Source organism: Polaromonas sp. YR568 (assembly GCF_943372955.1).
Taxonomy (GTDB): Bacteria; Pseudomonadota; Gammaproteobacteria; order Burkholderiales; family Burkholderiaceae_C; genus Polaromonas.
Genome location: NZ_CALSAL010000001.1, coordinates 15111 through 31097, shown reverse-complemented (window position 1 = coordinate 31097; position 15987 = coordinate 15111). Strand labels below are relative to the sequence as shown.

Sequence of the window (15987 nt, the reverse complement as noted above, 5' to 3'; positions counted from 1 at the left end):
TCAAGCCTCCTGCGGGTTGGGCAGCGCCAGGCGCGACACATCGGCGTCGCTGTCTTCACTGGCCTTCGCGGCGGTGTCGGCGCGCTCCGAATTCATGGCGGCGATGGTTTCAGGCGTCACGTCGCCGGTGATGTACACGCCGTCAAAGCACGAGGCATCAAAGCCGTCGAGGTGGGTGCTGAGCGAGCCGATGGCGCGCTTCATGCCTTCGACGTCCTGGTAAATCAGCGCGTCGCAGCCAATGACCTGACGGATTTCTTCTACCGTGCGGTCGTGCGCGACCAGTTCACCTGGGGTGGGCATGTCAATGCCATACACATTGGGGTAACGCACCGGCGGCGCGGCGCTGGCCAGATAGACCTTGCGCGCACCGGCGTCGCGGGCCATCTGCACGATTTCGCGGCTGGTGGTGCCGCGCACGATGGAGTCGTCGACCAGCAGCACGTTGCGGTCCTTGAACTCGCTGGCAATCACGTTGAGCTTCTGGCGCACTGATTTCTTGCGCACGCCTTGCCCCGGCATGATGAAGGTACGGCCCACGTAGCGGTTTTTCACGAAGCCTTCGCGGTACGGGATGCCCAGCAGGTGCGCCAACTGCGTGGCGCTGGGGCGGCTGGACTCAGGGATCGGGATGATCACATCGATCTCGCTCGGCGGTACGGTGGAGACCACACGCTTGGCCAGTGTCTCGCCCAAGTTGAGTCGCGCCTGGTAGACCGAGATGCCGTCCAGCACCGAATCAGGCCGGGCCAGGTACACGAATTCAAAAATACAGGGGTTGAGCTTGGGCGAGGCCGCACACTGCTCGGCGTGGACCTTGCCATCCAGGTCCACAAACACGGCTTCGCCAGGTGCGATATCGCGTTCGAACTGGTGCGAGGTGCCCTCCAGCGCCACCGACTCGCTGGCCACCATGACGGTCTTGCCGCCTTCGTTCTGACCATGGCCGATGCACAGGGGGCGGATGCCGAAAGGGTCACGGAAAGCCAGCAGGCCATGCCCGGCAATCAGCGCCACCACGGCATAGGAACCCTTCACGCGTTTGTGCACGCCGCGCACGGCTGCAAACACATCAACCGGGTTGAGCGGCAGGCCGCGTGTGGTTTTTTCCAGCTCGTGGGCCAGCACGTTCAACAGCACTTCGGAATCGCTGTCGGTATTGATGTGGCGATGGTCGGTGTTGAACAGTTCGGTCTTGAGCTCGGCGGCGTTGGTCAGGTTACCGTTGTGCGAGAGCACCAGGCCAAACGGCGCGTTGACGTAAAAGGGCTGCGCCTCATCTTCGCTGTAGGCGTTGCCGGCCGTGGGGTAGCGCACCTGACCCAGCCCCACCGTGCCGGGCAGCGCGCGCATGTTGCGGGTACGGAACACGTCACGCACCATGCCCTTGGCCTTGTGCATGTAGAACTTGCGGCCCTGCTGGGTGACGATGCCTGCCGCATCCTGACCACGGTGCTGCAGCAGCAGCAGGCCGTCATAGATCAGCTGGTTGACCGGGGCTTTGCTGACGACGCCGACTATGCCGCACATGGTGATCCGATCGGGGTAAGTTGATTCATAAGGACAGATTCAGAAAAACTAATCAAGGTAGCGGCCAAACTTTTCAGGCAACACCGGCTTGAGGCCCTTCAGCGCTGCAGTCAACACCGAAGCACCGTGGGACTGGACCCACCAGTCACTGGTCTTGAGCGCCGTCATGTTGATCACCACCGCCGCTGCCAAAAGCAAAATCACACCGCGTACCAGGCCGAAAGCTGCGCCCAGAGTGCGATCCACCGGCCTGAGGCCAACCGCTTCCACCAGCTTCTTGAGCAAAAACGCCAGCAGGCCCGCCAAAAATACCGCTGCCACAAACACCAGCACAAAGGCCGCCGCGTAACGCACCGGGTCCGACGCCGACTGCAGGGGCAACCGCGCCGCCACATCAGGCGCCAGCCACTGCGCCAGATAAAACGACGCCGCCCAACCGAGCACCGACAACACCTCGTAAACCAGCCCGCGCCAGGCGCCAAGCAACATTGAGAACATCAGCACCGCCAACAAAATCCAGTCCAACCCCGTCATGTCAGCACCTCGGCGCCGCTAATGACTCCCCGCCCCACCATCACAAGGTCAGGATGGCGGCCGGCAAATCAAGGGTCTTGATCTTGCTGGCGGCTTTGTCGGCCTCTGCACGGGTCGCAAACGGCCCGACGCGGACGCGAATGCGCTTGCCGTCTTTGGTCTCCGCCACCTGCGTGTAGGTTTTCAGGCCGGCTCTTTCGAGCTTCAGGCGTACTTCACGGGCTTTTTCAACTTCGGCGAAAGCACCCACCTGAACCACCAGACGGGCGTCGGCAGCGTCGGCCGCTGGAGAGTTGGCCTTGGCCGCTACAGCTGGCGTGCCGCCATTCAAAAGCGCACTCGCCCGCGCCGCGTCGTCACTGGCGGCGGGCTTGGCTGCGGCTTTGGTCTCTGCAGGCTTGGGTTCAGCCGGTTTGCTGTCTGGCTTGGCCGCCACTGCAGCGCTGGCTGCTGGTTTGGCAGGCGCCACGATTTCTTCCTTGGGCGCCAGACTCGACGAGGCGGCAACTTTTTCCTCTGCCTTGGCAGACGGCGCAGCGGAAACTGCGGGCGATGTGGCAGGCGATGCAGCGGGCGACACGGCGGCGGTACCCTGACCCGGCACCGTGAGCGGCTTGACCGCATTTTTCGCCGGAATTTCAATCGGGATGTCGACCGGTATCGGGCGCGGCTGGGTGTCAAACAGCAGCGGGAACCCGACCACGCCGATCAGCACCAGCACCGAAGCACCGATGAGCCGGTGTTTGGCGCGCTTGCGCATGACTTCCACGCTCTCGGTTTGAGCGGCTGACCCGGCAAGAGGAGCGGCGCCAGCGCCACCCCGGCGGAAGTTGAAAAGCGGCATGGTGTGGGTTGAATCCGTTAAGGGTCAGATCGGTTCAGAGGGGCAGTAGAGGGGCAGTGACGGTGCGTCTGGTCACAGCAACTGGCCGTCCGGCAGCTGCCCCGCACAGGCACCGTGCCTGACCATCAGGCGGCCAGATGGGGGGCCGAAAGCCGCGGGGTGCCGTCTTTCAGAATCCCGCCCACCGCGTAGAACGAACCAAACACCACAATTCTATCAGTGGGGTCTGCAGCGGCGACTGCTGCCTGAAGGGCTTGCTGCGGGCTGGCGTGGGTGGTTGCCGACACATCGCTACGGGTCACGCCAGCCTTCCAGCGCGCCTGCAAATCGGCGGCGCTGGCGGCACGCGGCGTGGGCAGATCGGTGAAGTACCACTTGTCAATCAGCGGGCCAATACGGGCCAACATGGGGGCGAGGTCCTTGTCGGCCATGGCACCGAAAACAGCATGGGTGCAGGGGTAAAAACCCATCGCGTCGAGGTTCTCGGTCAGCGCCGCCACGGAATGCGGGTTGTGCGCCACGTCCAGCACCAACGTCGGCTGGCCCGGAATGATCTGGAAGCGCCCCGGCAGCTCGACCATCGACAAGCCATTGCGCACCGCCTGCGCGGTGACTGGCAAGCGGTCGCGCAGGGCGGTCAGCGCCGCCAGCACGCCGCTCGCGTTCACCAGCTGGTTGGCGCCGCGCAGCGCCGGGTAAGCCAGCCCGGCGTAGCGACGACCGCGGCCTGCCCAGCCCCACTGCTGCTTGTCACCGGAGAAATTGAAGTCTGCGCCAAAACGCCAAAGGTCAGCGCCCACGGCTGCGGCATGATCCACCACGCTTTGCGGCGGCATGGGGTCGCTCACCACCACCGGCTTGCCGGCGCGCATGATGCCGGCCTTTTCGCGCCCGATGCTTTCGCGGTCGGGCCCGAGGTATTCCATGTGGTCCAGGTCAATGCTGGTGATGACGGCGCAGTCGGCGTCGAGCATGTTCACCGCATCCAGACGGCCGCCCAGACCCACTTCCAGAATGACGACGTCGAGCTTCGCATCGGCCAGCAACTGCAGGATGGCCAGCGTGGTGAATTCGAAATAGGTGAGCGAAATGGCTTCGCCCTGGCTGGTGCGGGCGGCTTCAACGCGGGCGAACTGCGGCACCAGATCGGCCGCCGACACGATGTCGCCCCGAACCCGGCAACGCTCTTCAAAGTGCACCAGATGCGGCGACGTGAACACGCCGGTGCGGTAACCGGCCTGCAGCAAGATGGCTTCCAGCATCGCGCAGGTGGAACCCTTGCCGTTGGTGCCAGCCACGATGATGATGGGGCAGTCAAAAGCCAGCCCCATGCGGCGGGCCACGGCACTGATGCGGGTCAGCCCCATGTCAATGCCAACCGGATGCAGGCTTTCGCAGTAGGTCAGCCAGTCGTTCAGCGTCTGGGGTGACGGCGTGCCCGGCTCGGGCTTTTGCAAATGCTCTTTCATGGTGGCCCGGATTGTCGCGCAAGCCCAAGCCCCGTGGGATGGCGTGGGAAAATCAGCCCATGATCACTGTTTACGGCATCCCCAATTGCGACACCGTCAAAAAAGCCCGCGCCTGGCTGACTGCGCAGGGGCAAGCGCACGGATTTCATGATTTCAAAAAGGCGGGCGTGCCGCCTGCAGAACTGGCTCAGTGGGCCGATGCCGTGGGCTGGGAAAAGCTGCTCAATCGCCAGGGCACCACCTGGCGCAAGCTGGACGCGGCGACCCAGGCCAGCGTGACCGATAGCGCAAGTGCCCAGGCGCTGATGCTGGCCCAACCCAGCGTGATCAAGCGGCCCGTGGTGGATTGGGGCCCGGGCTTTTCGGTCGGCTTCGACGCCACCGCGTGGGCAGATCGTCTAAAGCGGGCATGAGGGGCCCAAGCTTTACACAGGTTTGACTGAACCAGTGACCCCAAAACTGCTCTGAATTACTAAAATTGGTTCTGCGGGTTTGGCACTGTCGCACCGACATGTCCATTCAGCCCGGCACTGCAAAGGGGGTCTCCTCATGAAAAAAACACATCTGATTTCTGCGCTCGGCACCATGGCTGTGCTGGCGTGTCTGCCCGCCTCGGCCACGGACATTCTGGCGCGGGTGATTTCCAGCACGCCGGTGGTTCAGCAGGTGGCAGTACCGCGGCAGGTCTGCAACAACCAGCCCATGATTGTCCAGTCGCCCAACTCCGGCGCGGGTGCGCTGATGGGCGCTCTGGCCGGTGGTGCGGCGGGCAATGCGATTGGCGATGGCGGTGGGCGTGCACTGGCCACCATGATTGGGCTGTTCGGTGGTGCCATCGTCGGTGACCGCATCGAGGGCACCAACAACCAGGTGCAGAACGTGCAGCAGTGCACCACGCAGACCTTCTACGAAAACCGGCCCAGCCATTTCAATGTGGTCTACGAATACCAGGGCACCCAGTACACCACGCAGCTGGCCACAGACCCGGGCCCCTATGTGCGCCTGCAGGTGACCCCGGTGGGCGCCATCACGCCACAGGCCCAGTCGCCTTTCCAGCCTCAGCAGCAACAGCAGCAGCCACAGCAGATTTACCAGGCACCAGTGGTCCAGCAACCGGTGTATGTGCAGCCTGTACTCGCACCGCCCGTGGTGTATCAGCCTTACCCGGTGTACGCCCCTCGGCCGCGGTATTACGCCCCAGCCTACTACCCGCCCGTCGGTCTGTCGTTCAATTTTGGATACAGCAGAGGTCACGGCCACGGCCACCGGCACTGGCGCTGAGCCTCGGGTCTGACCGGCCATGAAAAAGGGACGCCGCAGCGTCCCTTTTTTGTTGGCACCAACTTACTGCGCGGTCTGAATGAGGGCGCCCTTGAACAGCACCGGCCCGGTCGGTCCGCTGCCCGGCGGAACACCGCCCTTGGGCTCGAGTGAAATGGCCAGAGTTGGCACTTCACGAATGTCGTTGCTGGCTGCCGTCAGGCGCACCACCGGGTCACCCGATAGCACACCCAGCGATTTGGGCGCCGCACCGGGCGGCAAGGCCCACAACTCAAGGGATTTGTCGGGCTGCTCGCGGAAGTCGCCCACCCGCTTGAGCAGCAGCTTGCGGTTGCGCGGATCGAAAGTGACCAGCATTGACGCCGAGGCCTTGTCGTCCGCCAAAACCGCCACGTACTGAATGTCGGGCGCTGCAGAGAGCTTGGCACTGAGTTCCTGCACCTGACCCTGCAACTGGCCGTTGGCATTCAACCCGGTCACCACAGCCACCACGGTGGCCAGCGCTCCCGCAAACGACGCGCCGCGCCATATCCCCAGGCTGGCCCACCAACCGCCAGAAGCAGCCGAGGAGGTCGATGAAGCCGATGCAGCCGAGCTAGCCGACGCACGAGCCGACTGCATGGCGCGCGATTCCTTCTCGGCCTGCAACAGGTTCTCGATCCGCTTCCAGACGGCGGCACTGGGCGCCGTCTGCGGCTGCAGTTCAGCCACCGAGGCCAGACGGCTTTGCCAGATGAGCGCCGCAGCGCGCAGCGTGGCATTGTCGCGGGCCAGTGCCTCGAAGCGGCGACGCGCGCCACCGCGCAGGCTGCCCAGCGCGTAACTGGCCGCCAGTTGCTCCATAAGGGAAGGGTTGTTTTGAATGTTCATGATGCAAATCGGGTCATGCAGCCGCGCAGTTGTTCAAGACCCCGGCGAATCCAGGTCTTGACGGTGCCCAGCGGCAGCTTGAGCTGTTCGGCCAGTTCGCCGTGGCTCAAATCCCGCAGGTAGGCCAGGCTCACCACCTCGCGCTGTTTGTGGTCGAGCTGGCTCAGGCACTGGTGCAGGGCCCACGCCTGTTCGCTGGCCAAGGCGGTATCCATGGGGTTGGGCGAGTCGCCAGCCACGGTGTCGGAGATCACGTCGTCGAGCTCCTGCGCGAGGTCGGCGCGGTCAGAGGCGCGGCGCCGCAGAAAGTCGAGACCGCGGCTGCGCACCACCAGGCCCATCCAGGCCATCGGTGGCGAGAGGCTGGCCTTGTAGTCGCCGGCAATGCGCCAGATGTTGAGGTACGCCTCTTGCAGCACGTCTTCGGCCCATTCGCGGTTGCTGACCACCCGCACCGCCACGCCGTACAGCTTGGACGAAGTGAGGTCGTACAGCTCCCGCAGGGCCGACTCATCGGCCTGGGCAACTCGGTCAATCAAGGCGATCAATGCGGTATCCGGGCTTTCTGGCTTCATGGACGGTATTGTCCGGTATTAACAGATACGCTGTGAACATCCAAACGGATTCACCGCCCCATCCGCTCAGGCGACGCGGGGTGCCCTAAAATTACGGGTTCCGCCGCCTTCCGTGGGCCCCTGCCCGGCGCGGCATCCCGGTTTCCTCATTTCATCCATTCACTCCCCTCCCGCCCCATGCCCACCGAAAAAATCGACCAGGTCAGCGTGACCACCCAAGCCAATGTCTACTTTGACGGCAAGTGCGTCAGCCACGGCATCACGCTGGCTGACGGCACCAAAAAGTCTGTGGGCGTGATCCTGCCCGCCACGCTGACCTTCAACACCGGCGCCCCGGAAATCATGGAATGCGTAGCCGGCGCCTGCGAATACAAGCTGGCGGGCAGCGACGTCTGGGTCAAATCATCTGCCGGCGAAAAGTTCAGCGTGCCGGGCAATGCCCAGTTCGAGATTCGCGTGGCGGCTGGTGAAGCGGCTTACCACTACATATGTCACTTCGGTTGACAAGCGTCTGGAGCCACCCCAATCCGCTCCTTTTTTCATAGCTGCTTGCGCAAATTCTGCCGGGGCTAAAGCGATATTCAGGCCTAAAACATGTCCAACACCATTCTCCAAAACATTCCCGCCGGCCAAAAGGTCGGCATCGCGTTCTCTGGCGGCCTGGACACCAGCGCCGCGCTGTTGTGGATGAAACAAAAGGGCGCCCTGCCCTACGCCTATACCGCCAACCTAGGCCAGCCCGACGAAGCCGACTACGACGAGATCCCGCGCAAGGCCATGGAATACGGCGCGATCAAGGCGCGCCTGGTCGATTGCCGCCCGCAGCTCGCTGCCGAAGGCATTGCCGCGCTGCAAAGCGGCGCGTTCCACATCACCACCGCCGGCGTGACCTACTTCAACACCACGCCGCTGGGCCGCGCCGTGACCGGCACCATGCTGGTCAGCGCGATGAAGCAGGACGACGTGAACATCTGGGGCGACGGCAGCACGTTCAAGGGCAACGACATCGAGCGCTTTTACCGCTACGGCCTGCTGACCAACCCCGCGCTGAAGATCTACAAGCCCTGGCTGGACCAGCAGTTCATCGACGAGCTGGGCGGCCGCGCCGAAATGAGCGCCTTCATGACGGCCAACGGCTTTGGCTACAAGATGAGCGCCGAAAAGGCCTACAGCACCGACAGCAACATGCTGGGCGCCACGCACGAAGCCAAAGACCTGGAAAACCTCAACAGCGGCATCAAGATCGTCAACCCCATCATGGGCGTGCCGTTCTGGAGGGATGACTGCGTCGTCAAGGCAGAAGAAGTGAGCGTGACCTTTGAAGAAGGTCGCCCCGTCGCGCTGAACGGCGTGCAGTACCCCGACCTGGTCAGCCTGATCCTCAAGGCCAACGAAATCGGCGGCCGCCATGGCCTGGGCATGAGCGACCAGATCGAGAACCGCATTATCGAAGCCAAGAGCCGCGGCATCTACGAAGCCCCGGGTCTGGCCCTGCTGTTCATCGCCTACGAGCGCTTGGTCACCGGCATCCACAACGAAGACACCATCGAGCAATACCGGGACAACGGCCGCAAGCTGGGCCGCCTGCTGTACCAGGGCCGCTGGTTCGACAGCCAGGCCATCATGCTTCGTGAGACTGCGCAGCGCTGGGTGGCCAGCGCCATCACCGGCACCGTGACGCTGGAACTGCGCCGCGGCAACGATTACAGCCTGCTGAACACTGAATCACCCAACCTGACCTATGCGCCTGAACGCCTGAGCATGGAAAAGGTGGAGGACGCACCGTTCTCGCCGCTGGACCGCATTGGGCAGCTGACGATGCGTAATCTGGACATCACCGATACGCGGGCCAAGCTTGGGATTTATTCCAATGCTGGGATGCTGGAGCTGGGTAAGGGAGAGGACTTTTTGAAGTTGGGTAAGTAAGTCAGTCCAAGCTGCAAAGACAAAGCCCGCCAAGTAAAAGCTTGACGGGCTTTGTTGTTTACAAAATATGGATCACATCCCCTTGCGTCGAAAGTAGTCGCGCAATCTCTTGCAGCGGGTATCTTGTGCAAGATTTGGCGCGGCCTGAGCAATTTGATCCAGGCATTGCCCCAGTTCCCTCGGCGCCCACTGCTGGTCGGCAATCACCGCACTCAGCAGGCTCAATGCATCCGCTGGGTATCTGCCGCACAAACCTGATTCGTGAAGCAGATGCACGACGTAGTTCGGATGCTCAATCGGTTGCAGCCAGTCCTGCACCGCAGCCAAGGCGGCTGGTAATTCACCTCGGGCGGCAATAACCAGACGAGTCAAAGACTCAGCGATTCGCCGGGTGGCTAGGTCACGGGATTTTGGCCAGATTTTTTGCCAGAACGGCTGCGCACGGTTTTTCCAGTAATCCTCGCGCTGATCGGCTGAGCCTTCAAGCGCCTGGGAAAGCGCCTGCGCAGATTCCTCGAGGCCTTCTTGTGGAAGCGAACCAATCGCAGATCGGAACTCGTCCACGGTGTATCCCTCAGTAGGGCCCAAAGCAGCGTAGGTGAGGAATGTTGCGAATTGCTGGCGGTGCTCGCCAAGATCGGCATAGTGATTTGCGCTATCGAGGAACTGAGACTTGAAAGCTGTCAACAACGGCAGGTAAAGGCGTGGCGACCAGAGGAAGCCCTCCCAAACGGCTTTTGCTTCAACTGGGTTGGCCCAGCCAAACAACGGCAGAAGGTACTGCTCGGCCCAAGGACGATCCACACGGAAAAACGCGATCAGCCGCGACCCCATTAGTACCCGACCGTGGCGGAATCGATCTATCTGCACGTCGCACAACGAGGTAAAGGCGGACTTTAATTCAGCAGGAAGAAGATCGTTGTCATTCGGGTTCTGCTTGAACCATAGATTGATCAGGGCCTGCGTGACATGCCCAATTGGGTGGTTGATTGCAGAGCCAACGGGGTCGTAGGTTTCGACGCCATTGCGAATGATGCGAGACCCTGAGCCTGCTTCTAGCGGCAAGGCCAGCACACGGCAGCAAAGGTCCAGCAGGATGTCCTCATGGCAATTGATCGACTTGGACGCGGCCTCTGCCCACCAAGTGACTGCATGATCAATCTCCTGAAGAACAGCATCGGGCATGGTCTGCACCAGCGGCGCAGCGTATCGCCAAGAGCGCAACACCATGCCTTCTTCAGCCCAAGCCTGAAGAGCTTCGCGCCATCGGCCAGCAGGCCACACGTCATCCTTTGCCAGATCGCACAGCGCAGACCAACTGTGAAAGAAGCGTGTTCGGCAAACCTCCCGCCAAGTGTCTTCATAGAACGGTCGCCGCTCTGGCATTGGCTTGGCGAGCCATTGCACCAGTTCCTGCCGCTTGCGGGGGGCAATGTCGACATCCCGACTGTCCTCGTAGTCCGGATCACTAGTGCCACTCATCCAATGCGAGAACTCGTCGCGCTCGTTCGTCGCCAGTTGCCATTGTGGGTAGGTATTGGAAATTTCCGCCAATCGTGCTGCTGCAGACGCTCCCAGCGCGACGCCCGATTTGTTCAGTTTAGCCAGATGCAGCCAGACCGAGCGGGCCACCAAGTCTTGCCACCGATCCTCCTCGAGATCGTCCCGGTACATCTCACGCGGCGGACCCGCCAAAATGGCTGCCTCCAGGCGTTGCTGCTCGGCTCCTGTCAAATGCCGCCCCTGCAGGACGAGCAACCTGAACACCTCCCGCCCCGTATCTGTGGACCACAACCACCACGCGTCATCGGCCAACAACCAATTCACCCACTGCTCAGGTGAGATGCAACCATCCTGACTGGAAGCAAACAGAGCAAGACGCTTAAAGGTGGGATACGGCAATTCAAACCAGCTCTGCGCGATGCGTGTCGCACGCACACTGCCGTTGGCACGCACCGCAAGCCATGCATCGCGCAGCAATTCGATCAGTCTCACCCAGTCGCGGAACCCGCGGTTCTGCCAGTGGGGCGTGATGGAGGGCAGATCCCAGTGTGATCGGTCGCTGTGGTCGTCAGCCTCTCCCAACTCACACAGCAGGTCGAGTGCATCACGCAACAGCTGTTGAAAATCATCCAGCAGTTCTGGCAAGGCCGACGTCCAGTGCTCATCAGCCAAATCGCGCAGGGCGGAATGCACGTGATCAGCGGCTAGGACGAGCTCCCAATCCACCAATTGCTTGATCCGCGCGGGCTCGTCAGCGCTGCTCGCATCGTCCGCTCCCCAGCGAAACGGCTTTTTCAAGACAATCTTGGGTGCGAGCAACTCACGCAACTCCAGACGCAAAGTGGCGGTCAGTCCCTCCCGCTTAAGACGTCTTTTCCATCGATACAAATCGGGGTCGTGCCACGGCGATTTCACCCGGTTGCTGAGCAGCAGGCGCCACAAGGTGCGCATCAGTGGGCCAGGAATGGCATTGGGTGCGTGCAAGCGGATTTCATTGAGCTCGGACGTTTTTCCCTCACGCTCCATTGAAGCAAAGCGATCCAGCTCATGTTCGATCAGCCACGGCCAACGGTCGTGCAACTGCCCGCCGCGCTCCGCAATCCAGATGACCAACCTTGGGTCATCCAGGTGGCGTACAAGCCATCGGGCCAGATGGAACATCACGTCATCCCACTGACTGCCAATAATCCCACCGGAGGCAAGCAGCATCGGCGGTGCACGGTCATAGGGCGCAGGCCGTCGAATCAGGCTGAAGCGCAGCTTGGTGTCCACTTCGTCACGGGGCTGCACGCCAAAGCGAGACAGATCGCCGTGCCCAAAATGTTCGTGCGCGAAGGGCTCCAGCAGCCAGTCCAGTGAAGGAACGGGATTGAAGTCGGCAAAGCGTTTCGCCGGTAAGCCTGATTTATCCGACAAAGCCCAAAGCATCCGCCCGACGAAATCATCCTGCCGCGTGCTTTCCTGTGGGCGCGTCAGGGCGTTTTTAACAACGATGGCTTCTTTGCCCTGCACGCCGTCACGGTAGGTTTCTGCCCAAGCGTGCAGGGTCTGGTGAAGCGCGGAATGGTCGTTAGTGCCAGCGGGCACAGTGTAGAGAATGGGGGTGACACCCTTGGCTTCCCATTCGATGGTTTTCCGGTGCTCTTGCCCCGGTTCGCAATCACCCAGTGCCCAGGCCTGAGGTGTGACTTCGCCCAGCATCCGGTCAGCGGCAAGCGCATCCATCATGTAGCGCAGCACTGGGTCGTTGATGCTGTAGCCCACAAAGCAGACCACGTAGTTGCGAAACAGCTCGCTCACAAAGCGTGCCGCCCACCGCTCAGTCAGATACGCCAAACCGAAATCACCGCTGGTCACTACTAAACGGTTTAAGGCTGTGTCGTCCAGCTTTTCGGGTAGAAAGCCGTGTAGGTAGGCCAGCCCGTTCCAGCGGCTGTTCTTTGGAATAGGCAGCATCGGGGCTGCGTGGGCTTGAAACGCTTGGCCCGTACGTTTGGCCGCCACGTGAAAGAGGCGGTCGAAATTAGTGGTGACCAGTCGTAGCGCACCCTCGCGGCTGAGAGCCAGACGCAACAGCGCTGTCTGCGTATCGATGGCACCCTTTCTGCGGAGCTTCGGCTTCAGGGCTTGAGCCAGTGCGCGACGGACGGCCAGACGCTGTCCCGGCAGGCGCCGCTCAAGCAGATCAAGCGTGGCATCGAACTGCCCTCGTTCGAAGGCCTCGCGCTCAATGTCAGAAAGAGGCGTCCCGTTCAGCCGATAGATCTGTTCCACCAACCCCTTGAAACCCGGCAAGCCAGCGGGATAGGAGATGCCCGCACCACAGAAAAACACGACGCGGCCTTCTTCGTGCGCCTGCAAAAGCGCATCCGGAATGTCGGGGCCATTGGATATGAACTGCATGTTCAGGTCACTATGTGCATAACGTGTGATCCGATGAGCCTGTCATATTCCACATAGGACTCATCCAAACAGCCCTTGATGCTCCCGGCAATACTGCAACCCACCAAAGCGCTTGGCGTTGTTCCAGCAAAACTTGCCTTCGGGGAAGCTGATCTTCTCACGGCAATGCGCGCAGATCAGCTTTTTGGCCAATGAGGCATCGGCCTGTGTGGGTGCCGGGGTGGCGGGTGCCGCTGCAAACACTGGCACTGGGGGCGTGGGCTCCATCACAGCCTTGGCCGGTTGCCGTTTGGGTTGCATGAAATCGGGCAGGTCCAGCAGGTCTTGCGGGCGGTGCTGGCGCTTGAGCTTTTCGCCCCACTCCTTAATGGTGTCTGGGCTGCGGATGTTGAGCATGGCTTTGAGCACGCCACCCGTACCGGTGCGATCCACCAGCTTTTCATGCCAGGCGCGGAACTGGTCTGCCTTGATAAGGAAGCTGGTGTCAAACGCCTTGACGTCCGGCCGCTGGATGATGGCTTGCGGGTGCATCAGCACCACGTTATGGAACTCGGGCAATTTGTCGGTGCGGGTGCTGATCTCCAGCCGCTCCAGAAGTTTGCCCAGGATGCGGGCGTGACGGCGGCTTTGCTCGTAGGGTGATGGAATGCCGTAGCGCTCTTTGCCGTAGCGCACGGTGAATTCGCCATGGGCGTTGACTTCCAGATCGCCTGAGTAGTTCTTGGTTTCAATCAGCACCATGTAGCCGGTGCGGTTGATGACCAAATGATCAATTTGGGCCACCTCGCCGTCGATCTGGAGCCGCAGGTCGTGCAACAGCACGTTGTTTTGCCCATCCTTGTAGTGGCCGTCGAGGTGGAAGGCGGCTTCTCGTTCGCCTTTGATGCCGGCAGTCAGATTGCGCAGTTCAACGCGGAGCCACTCTTTTTGGCGGACGTCTAGCAGGGGTGACTGCTGTAGGTCCTGCAGCATTGCCAAGCGTTTGCTTTTGTCGTCGGCTGATTTGATGAGCATGACTACCCTACTTGGCGTTGTTGTGCTCTGACTGTAGCGCAGCGTTGGTGGGTTACGGGAGGGCCGGACACTGGTCAAAATAACCGCAGATAAGCCCAAAACCGACCCGGGAGGCTACTGCCACCTTCAAAGTCGCTTAACCGGCCTCTAAAAGGCTGTTTTCAGTTATCAAAACTGCCGGAAACGACCGACTGACCTGCGCAAGCAGCTGTGGGGCGGCTTTTTTTTGGCACTCTTCCGGATGACCGTCTAAACGACGACGGGCTCATGCTCCAGCAGGATGCCAAAGCGCTCGTAAACACTGGTCTGGATGGCCTTGGCCAGCGTCATCACCTCGCCGCCAGTCACCGGGTTGGCGCTGCCACCGCGGTTGACCAGCACCAGCGCCTGCTTGTCGTACACACCGGCGTTGCCGATGGACTTGCCCTTCCAGCCGCAGGCGTCAATCAGCCAGCCTGCCGCCAGCTTGACCGAGCCATCGGCCAGCAGGTAGTGCACGATCTTGGGCTCGCGCTGGATGATGTCGGCGCACTGCTCGGGCGAGACCGTGGGGTTCTTGAAAAAGCTGCCCGCGTTGCCAATCACCTTCGGGTCGGGCAGCTTGGCGCGGCGGATCTCGCAGATCCAGTCGTAAATTTGCTGCGCATCGGGCGTGGTGACGCCTGATTGCTGCATTTTCTTGTCGATGTCGGCGTAGCCCAGCACCGCTTTCCATGGCTTGGGCAAAAAGAAACGCACACGGGTGATCAGCGCCTTGCCCGCCAGACCGAAGCCCTGGGGCCCGCCGCTGCGCGACTCGGCACTGTGCTTGAAGACCGAGTCGCGGTAGCCAAAGGCGCACTGCGCGGCATTCAGCGTGAAGGGCTGGCCGGTGGCCAGATCAACCGCATCAAGCGAATCAAAGCGGTCTTGCAGTTCCACACCGTAGGCACCGATGTTCTGCACCGGTGAGGCGCCGACGGTTCCGGGAATCAATGCCAGATTTTCCAGCCCCGGGTAGCCGTTCTGCAGTGTCCAGGTCACCAGTTCGTGCCAGTTCTCGCCAGCGCCCGCCTCCACCACCCAGCCCCGGGCCGATTCAGACACCAGGCGCTTGCCCATGATCTCGACCTTGAGCACCAGTGGCTTGACGTCGCCGGTGAGCACGATATTGCTGCCGCCACCGAGCACAAACTTCGGTGCTGACTGAAGGTCGGCGTCCTGCAGCGCCTCGGCCACATCCGCCTCGCTGCGCACATGCACCAGGCGGAGCGCCTTGGCCACAATGCCAAAGGTGTTGGAGGGCTGGAGCGGAACGTTTTTCTCGACTAACATCCACGGATTGTCTCACCCCAGCCCTTGAGACTGCCGTTAGGACACCCACTGTTTTACTGGCCTTCCCCGCCCTTTTCAGCCCTTCCCCGCCGTTCAACTTTCTGCAAAGCCATTACCCATGCCCTCCTTTGATACCGTCCTCGAAGCCGATCTCGTCAAGGTCAAAAACGCGGTGGAAAACAGCGCCAAGGAAATTGGCACCCGTTTTGACTTCAAGGGCACGTCTGCCTCCATCGAGCTGAAGGACAAGGACATCACCCTGATCGGCGACAGCGATTTCCAGCTCGACCAGATCAACGACATCCTGCGCAACAAGCTGACCAAGGCCGGCGTGGACATCCGCTTTCTGGACATCGGCAAAGTCGAAAAAATTGGCGGCGACAAGGTCAAGCAGGTCTCCAAGGTGCGCAACGGCATCGAGAGCGAGCAGGCCAAGAAGATCCAGCAGCTCATCAAGGGCAGCAAGGTCAAGGTGCAGGCCTCCATCCAGGGCGATGCGGTGCGCGTGACTGGCGCCAAACGCGACGACCTGCAGGCGGCGATGGCGATGATCCGGGCGGAAATCAGCGAATTTCCGCTCAGTTTCAACAACTTCCGCGACTGAGGATATGGCCCCCACGCTCCCCGCTTCGAGCCTGCGGCGCGCTGCCCCTTTCACTGAAGATGGGGCGCGTTTCGCCTTGGAACGGCCCAGCGTCGAAACATTGGCCCCCACGCTCTGCAC

At 61.5% G+C, this 15987-nt stretch carries 14 protein-coding genes; 5 read left to right on the top strand and 9 right to left on the bottom strand.

The window, feature by feature from the left end; translation table 11 throughout:
• From purF to folC, 4 genes are all read right to left on the bottom strand, one after another.
• Entirely contained in the window at positions 1-1530 is a 1530-nt protein-coding gene (gene purF / locus AAG793_RS00140; protein WP_341902398.1) for an amidophosphoribosyltransferase, read from the bottom strand.
• A 48-nt stretch (positions 1531-1578) separates the two neighbouring features.
• Positions 1579-2064: a CvpA family protein gene (locus AAG793_RS00135; protein WP_341902396.1), complete on the bottom strand. Its 486-nt coding sequence runs from the start codon at positions 2062-2064 to the stop codon at positions 1579-1581.
• 40 nt (positions 2065-2104) lie between these two features.
• Positions 2105-2908 (bottom strand): SPOR domain-containing protein, encoded by an 804-nt coding sequence (locus tag AAG793_RS00130; protein WP_341902394.1) that lies wholly within the window; start codon positions 2906-2908, stop codon positions 2105-2107.
• A 125-nt stretch (positions 2909-3033) separates the two neighbouring features.
• Positions 3034-4377, bottom strand: coding sequence for a bifunctional tetrahydrofolate synthase/dihydrofolate synthase (folC, locus tag AAG793_RS00125; protein ID WP_341902391.1), 1344 nt, complete (start codon positions 4375-4377; stop codon positions 3034-3036).
• A 59-nt stretch (positions 4378-4436) separates the two neighbouring features.
• Here folC and AAG793_RS00120 point away from each other — a divergent pair, with 59 nt between their 5' ends.
• Both AAG793_RS00120 and AAG793_RS00115 read left to right on the top strand, forming a co-directional pair.
• On the top strand, positions 4437-4790 hold the full coding sequence (locus AAG793_RS00120; protein ID WP_341902388.1) for an arsenate reductase: 354 nt from the start codon (positions 4437-4439) through the stop codon (positions 4788-4790).
• Between the two features lie 136 nt (positions 4791-4926).
• Entirely contained in the window at positions 4927-5658 is a 732-nt protein-coding gene (locus tag AAG793_RS00115) for a hypothetical protein (protein WP_341902385.1), read from the top strand.
• Positions 5659-5721: 63 nt separating this feature from the next.
• Here the strand turns inward: AAG793_RS00115 and AAG793_RS00110 are convergent, their stop codons facing one another.
• Together AAG793_RS00110 and AAG793_RS00105 are read right to left on the bottom strand one after the other, a co-directional pair.
• Positions 5722-6528, bottom strand: a complete 807-nt coding sequence (locus AAG793_RS00110) for an anti-sigma factor (protein WP_341902383.1) — start codon at positions 6526-6528, stop codon at positions 5722-5724.
• Positions 6525-7103 (bottom strand): sigma-70 family RNA polymerase sigma factor, encoded by a 579-nt coding sequence (locus AAG793_RS00105; RefSeq protein WP_341902380.1) that lies wholly within the window; start codon positions 7101-7103, stop codon positions 6525-6527. Before AAG793_RS00105 ends, AAG793_RS00110 begins: the two co-directional genes overlap by 4 nt.
• A gap of 177 nt (positions 7104-7280) precedes the next feature.
• Between AAG793_RS00105 and AAG793_RS00100 the strand changes: the two genes are divergently transcribed.
• Together AAG793_RS00100 and argG are read left to right on the top strand one after the other, a co-directional pair.
• Entirely contained in the window at positions 7281-7607 is a 327-nt protein-coding gene (locus AAG793_RS00100) for a pyrimidine/purine nucleoside phosphorylase (protein WP_341902377.1), read from the top strand.
• 90 nt (positions 7608-7697) lie between these two features.
• Positions 7698-9029, top strand: a complete 1332-nt coding sequence (argG, locus tag AAG793_RS00095) for an argininosuccinate synthase (protein WP_341902374.1) — start codon at positions 7698-7700, stop codon at positions 9027-9029.
• 72 nt (positions 9030-9101) lie between these two features.
• On the opposite strand, the gene dsr1 is transcribed toward argG, so the two are convergent.
• The 3 genes from dsr1 to murB form a co-directional block, all read right to left on the bottom strand.
• Positions 9102-12935 (bottom strand): anti-phage defense-associated sirtuin Dsr1, encoded by a 3834-nt coding sequence (dsr1, locus tag AAG793_RS00090; protein ID WP_341902371.1) that lies wholly within the window; start codon positions 12933-12935, stop codon positions 9102-9104.
• 60 nt (positions 12936-12995) lie between these two features.
• Positions 12996-13949 carry a nuclease-related domain-containing protein gene (locus tag AAG793_RS00085; RefSeq protein WP_341902368.1) on the bottom strand — a complete coding sequence of 318 codons (954 nt, stop codon included), beginning with the start codon at positions 13947-13949 and terminating at the stop codon, positions 12996-12998.
• A 249-nt stretch (positions 13950-14198) separates the two neighbouring features.
• On the bottom strand, positions 14199-15263 hold the full coding sequence (gene murB / locus AAG793_RS00080) for a UDP-N-acetylmuramate dehydrogenase (RefSeq protein WP_341902365.1): 1065 nt from the start codon (positions 15261-15263) through the stop codon (positions 14199-14201).
• Between the two features lie 118 nt (positions 15264-15381).
• Here murB and AAG793_RS00075 point away from each other — a divergent pair, with 118 nt between their 5' ends.
• On the top strand, positions 15382-15867 hold the full coding sequence (locus AAG793_RS00075; protein ID WP_341902362.1) for a YajQ family cyclic di-GMP-binding protein: 486 nt from the start codon (positions 15382-15384) through the stop codon (positions 15865-15867).
• Positions 15868-15987 lie beyond the last annotated feature (120 nt).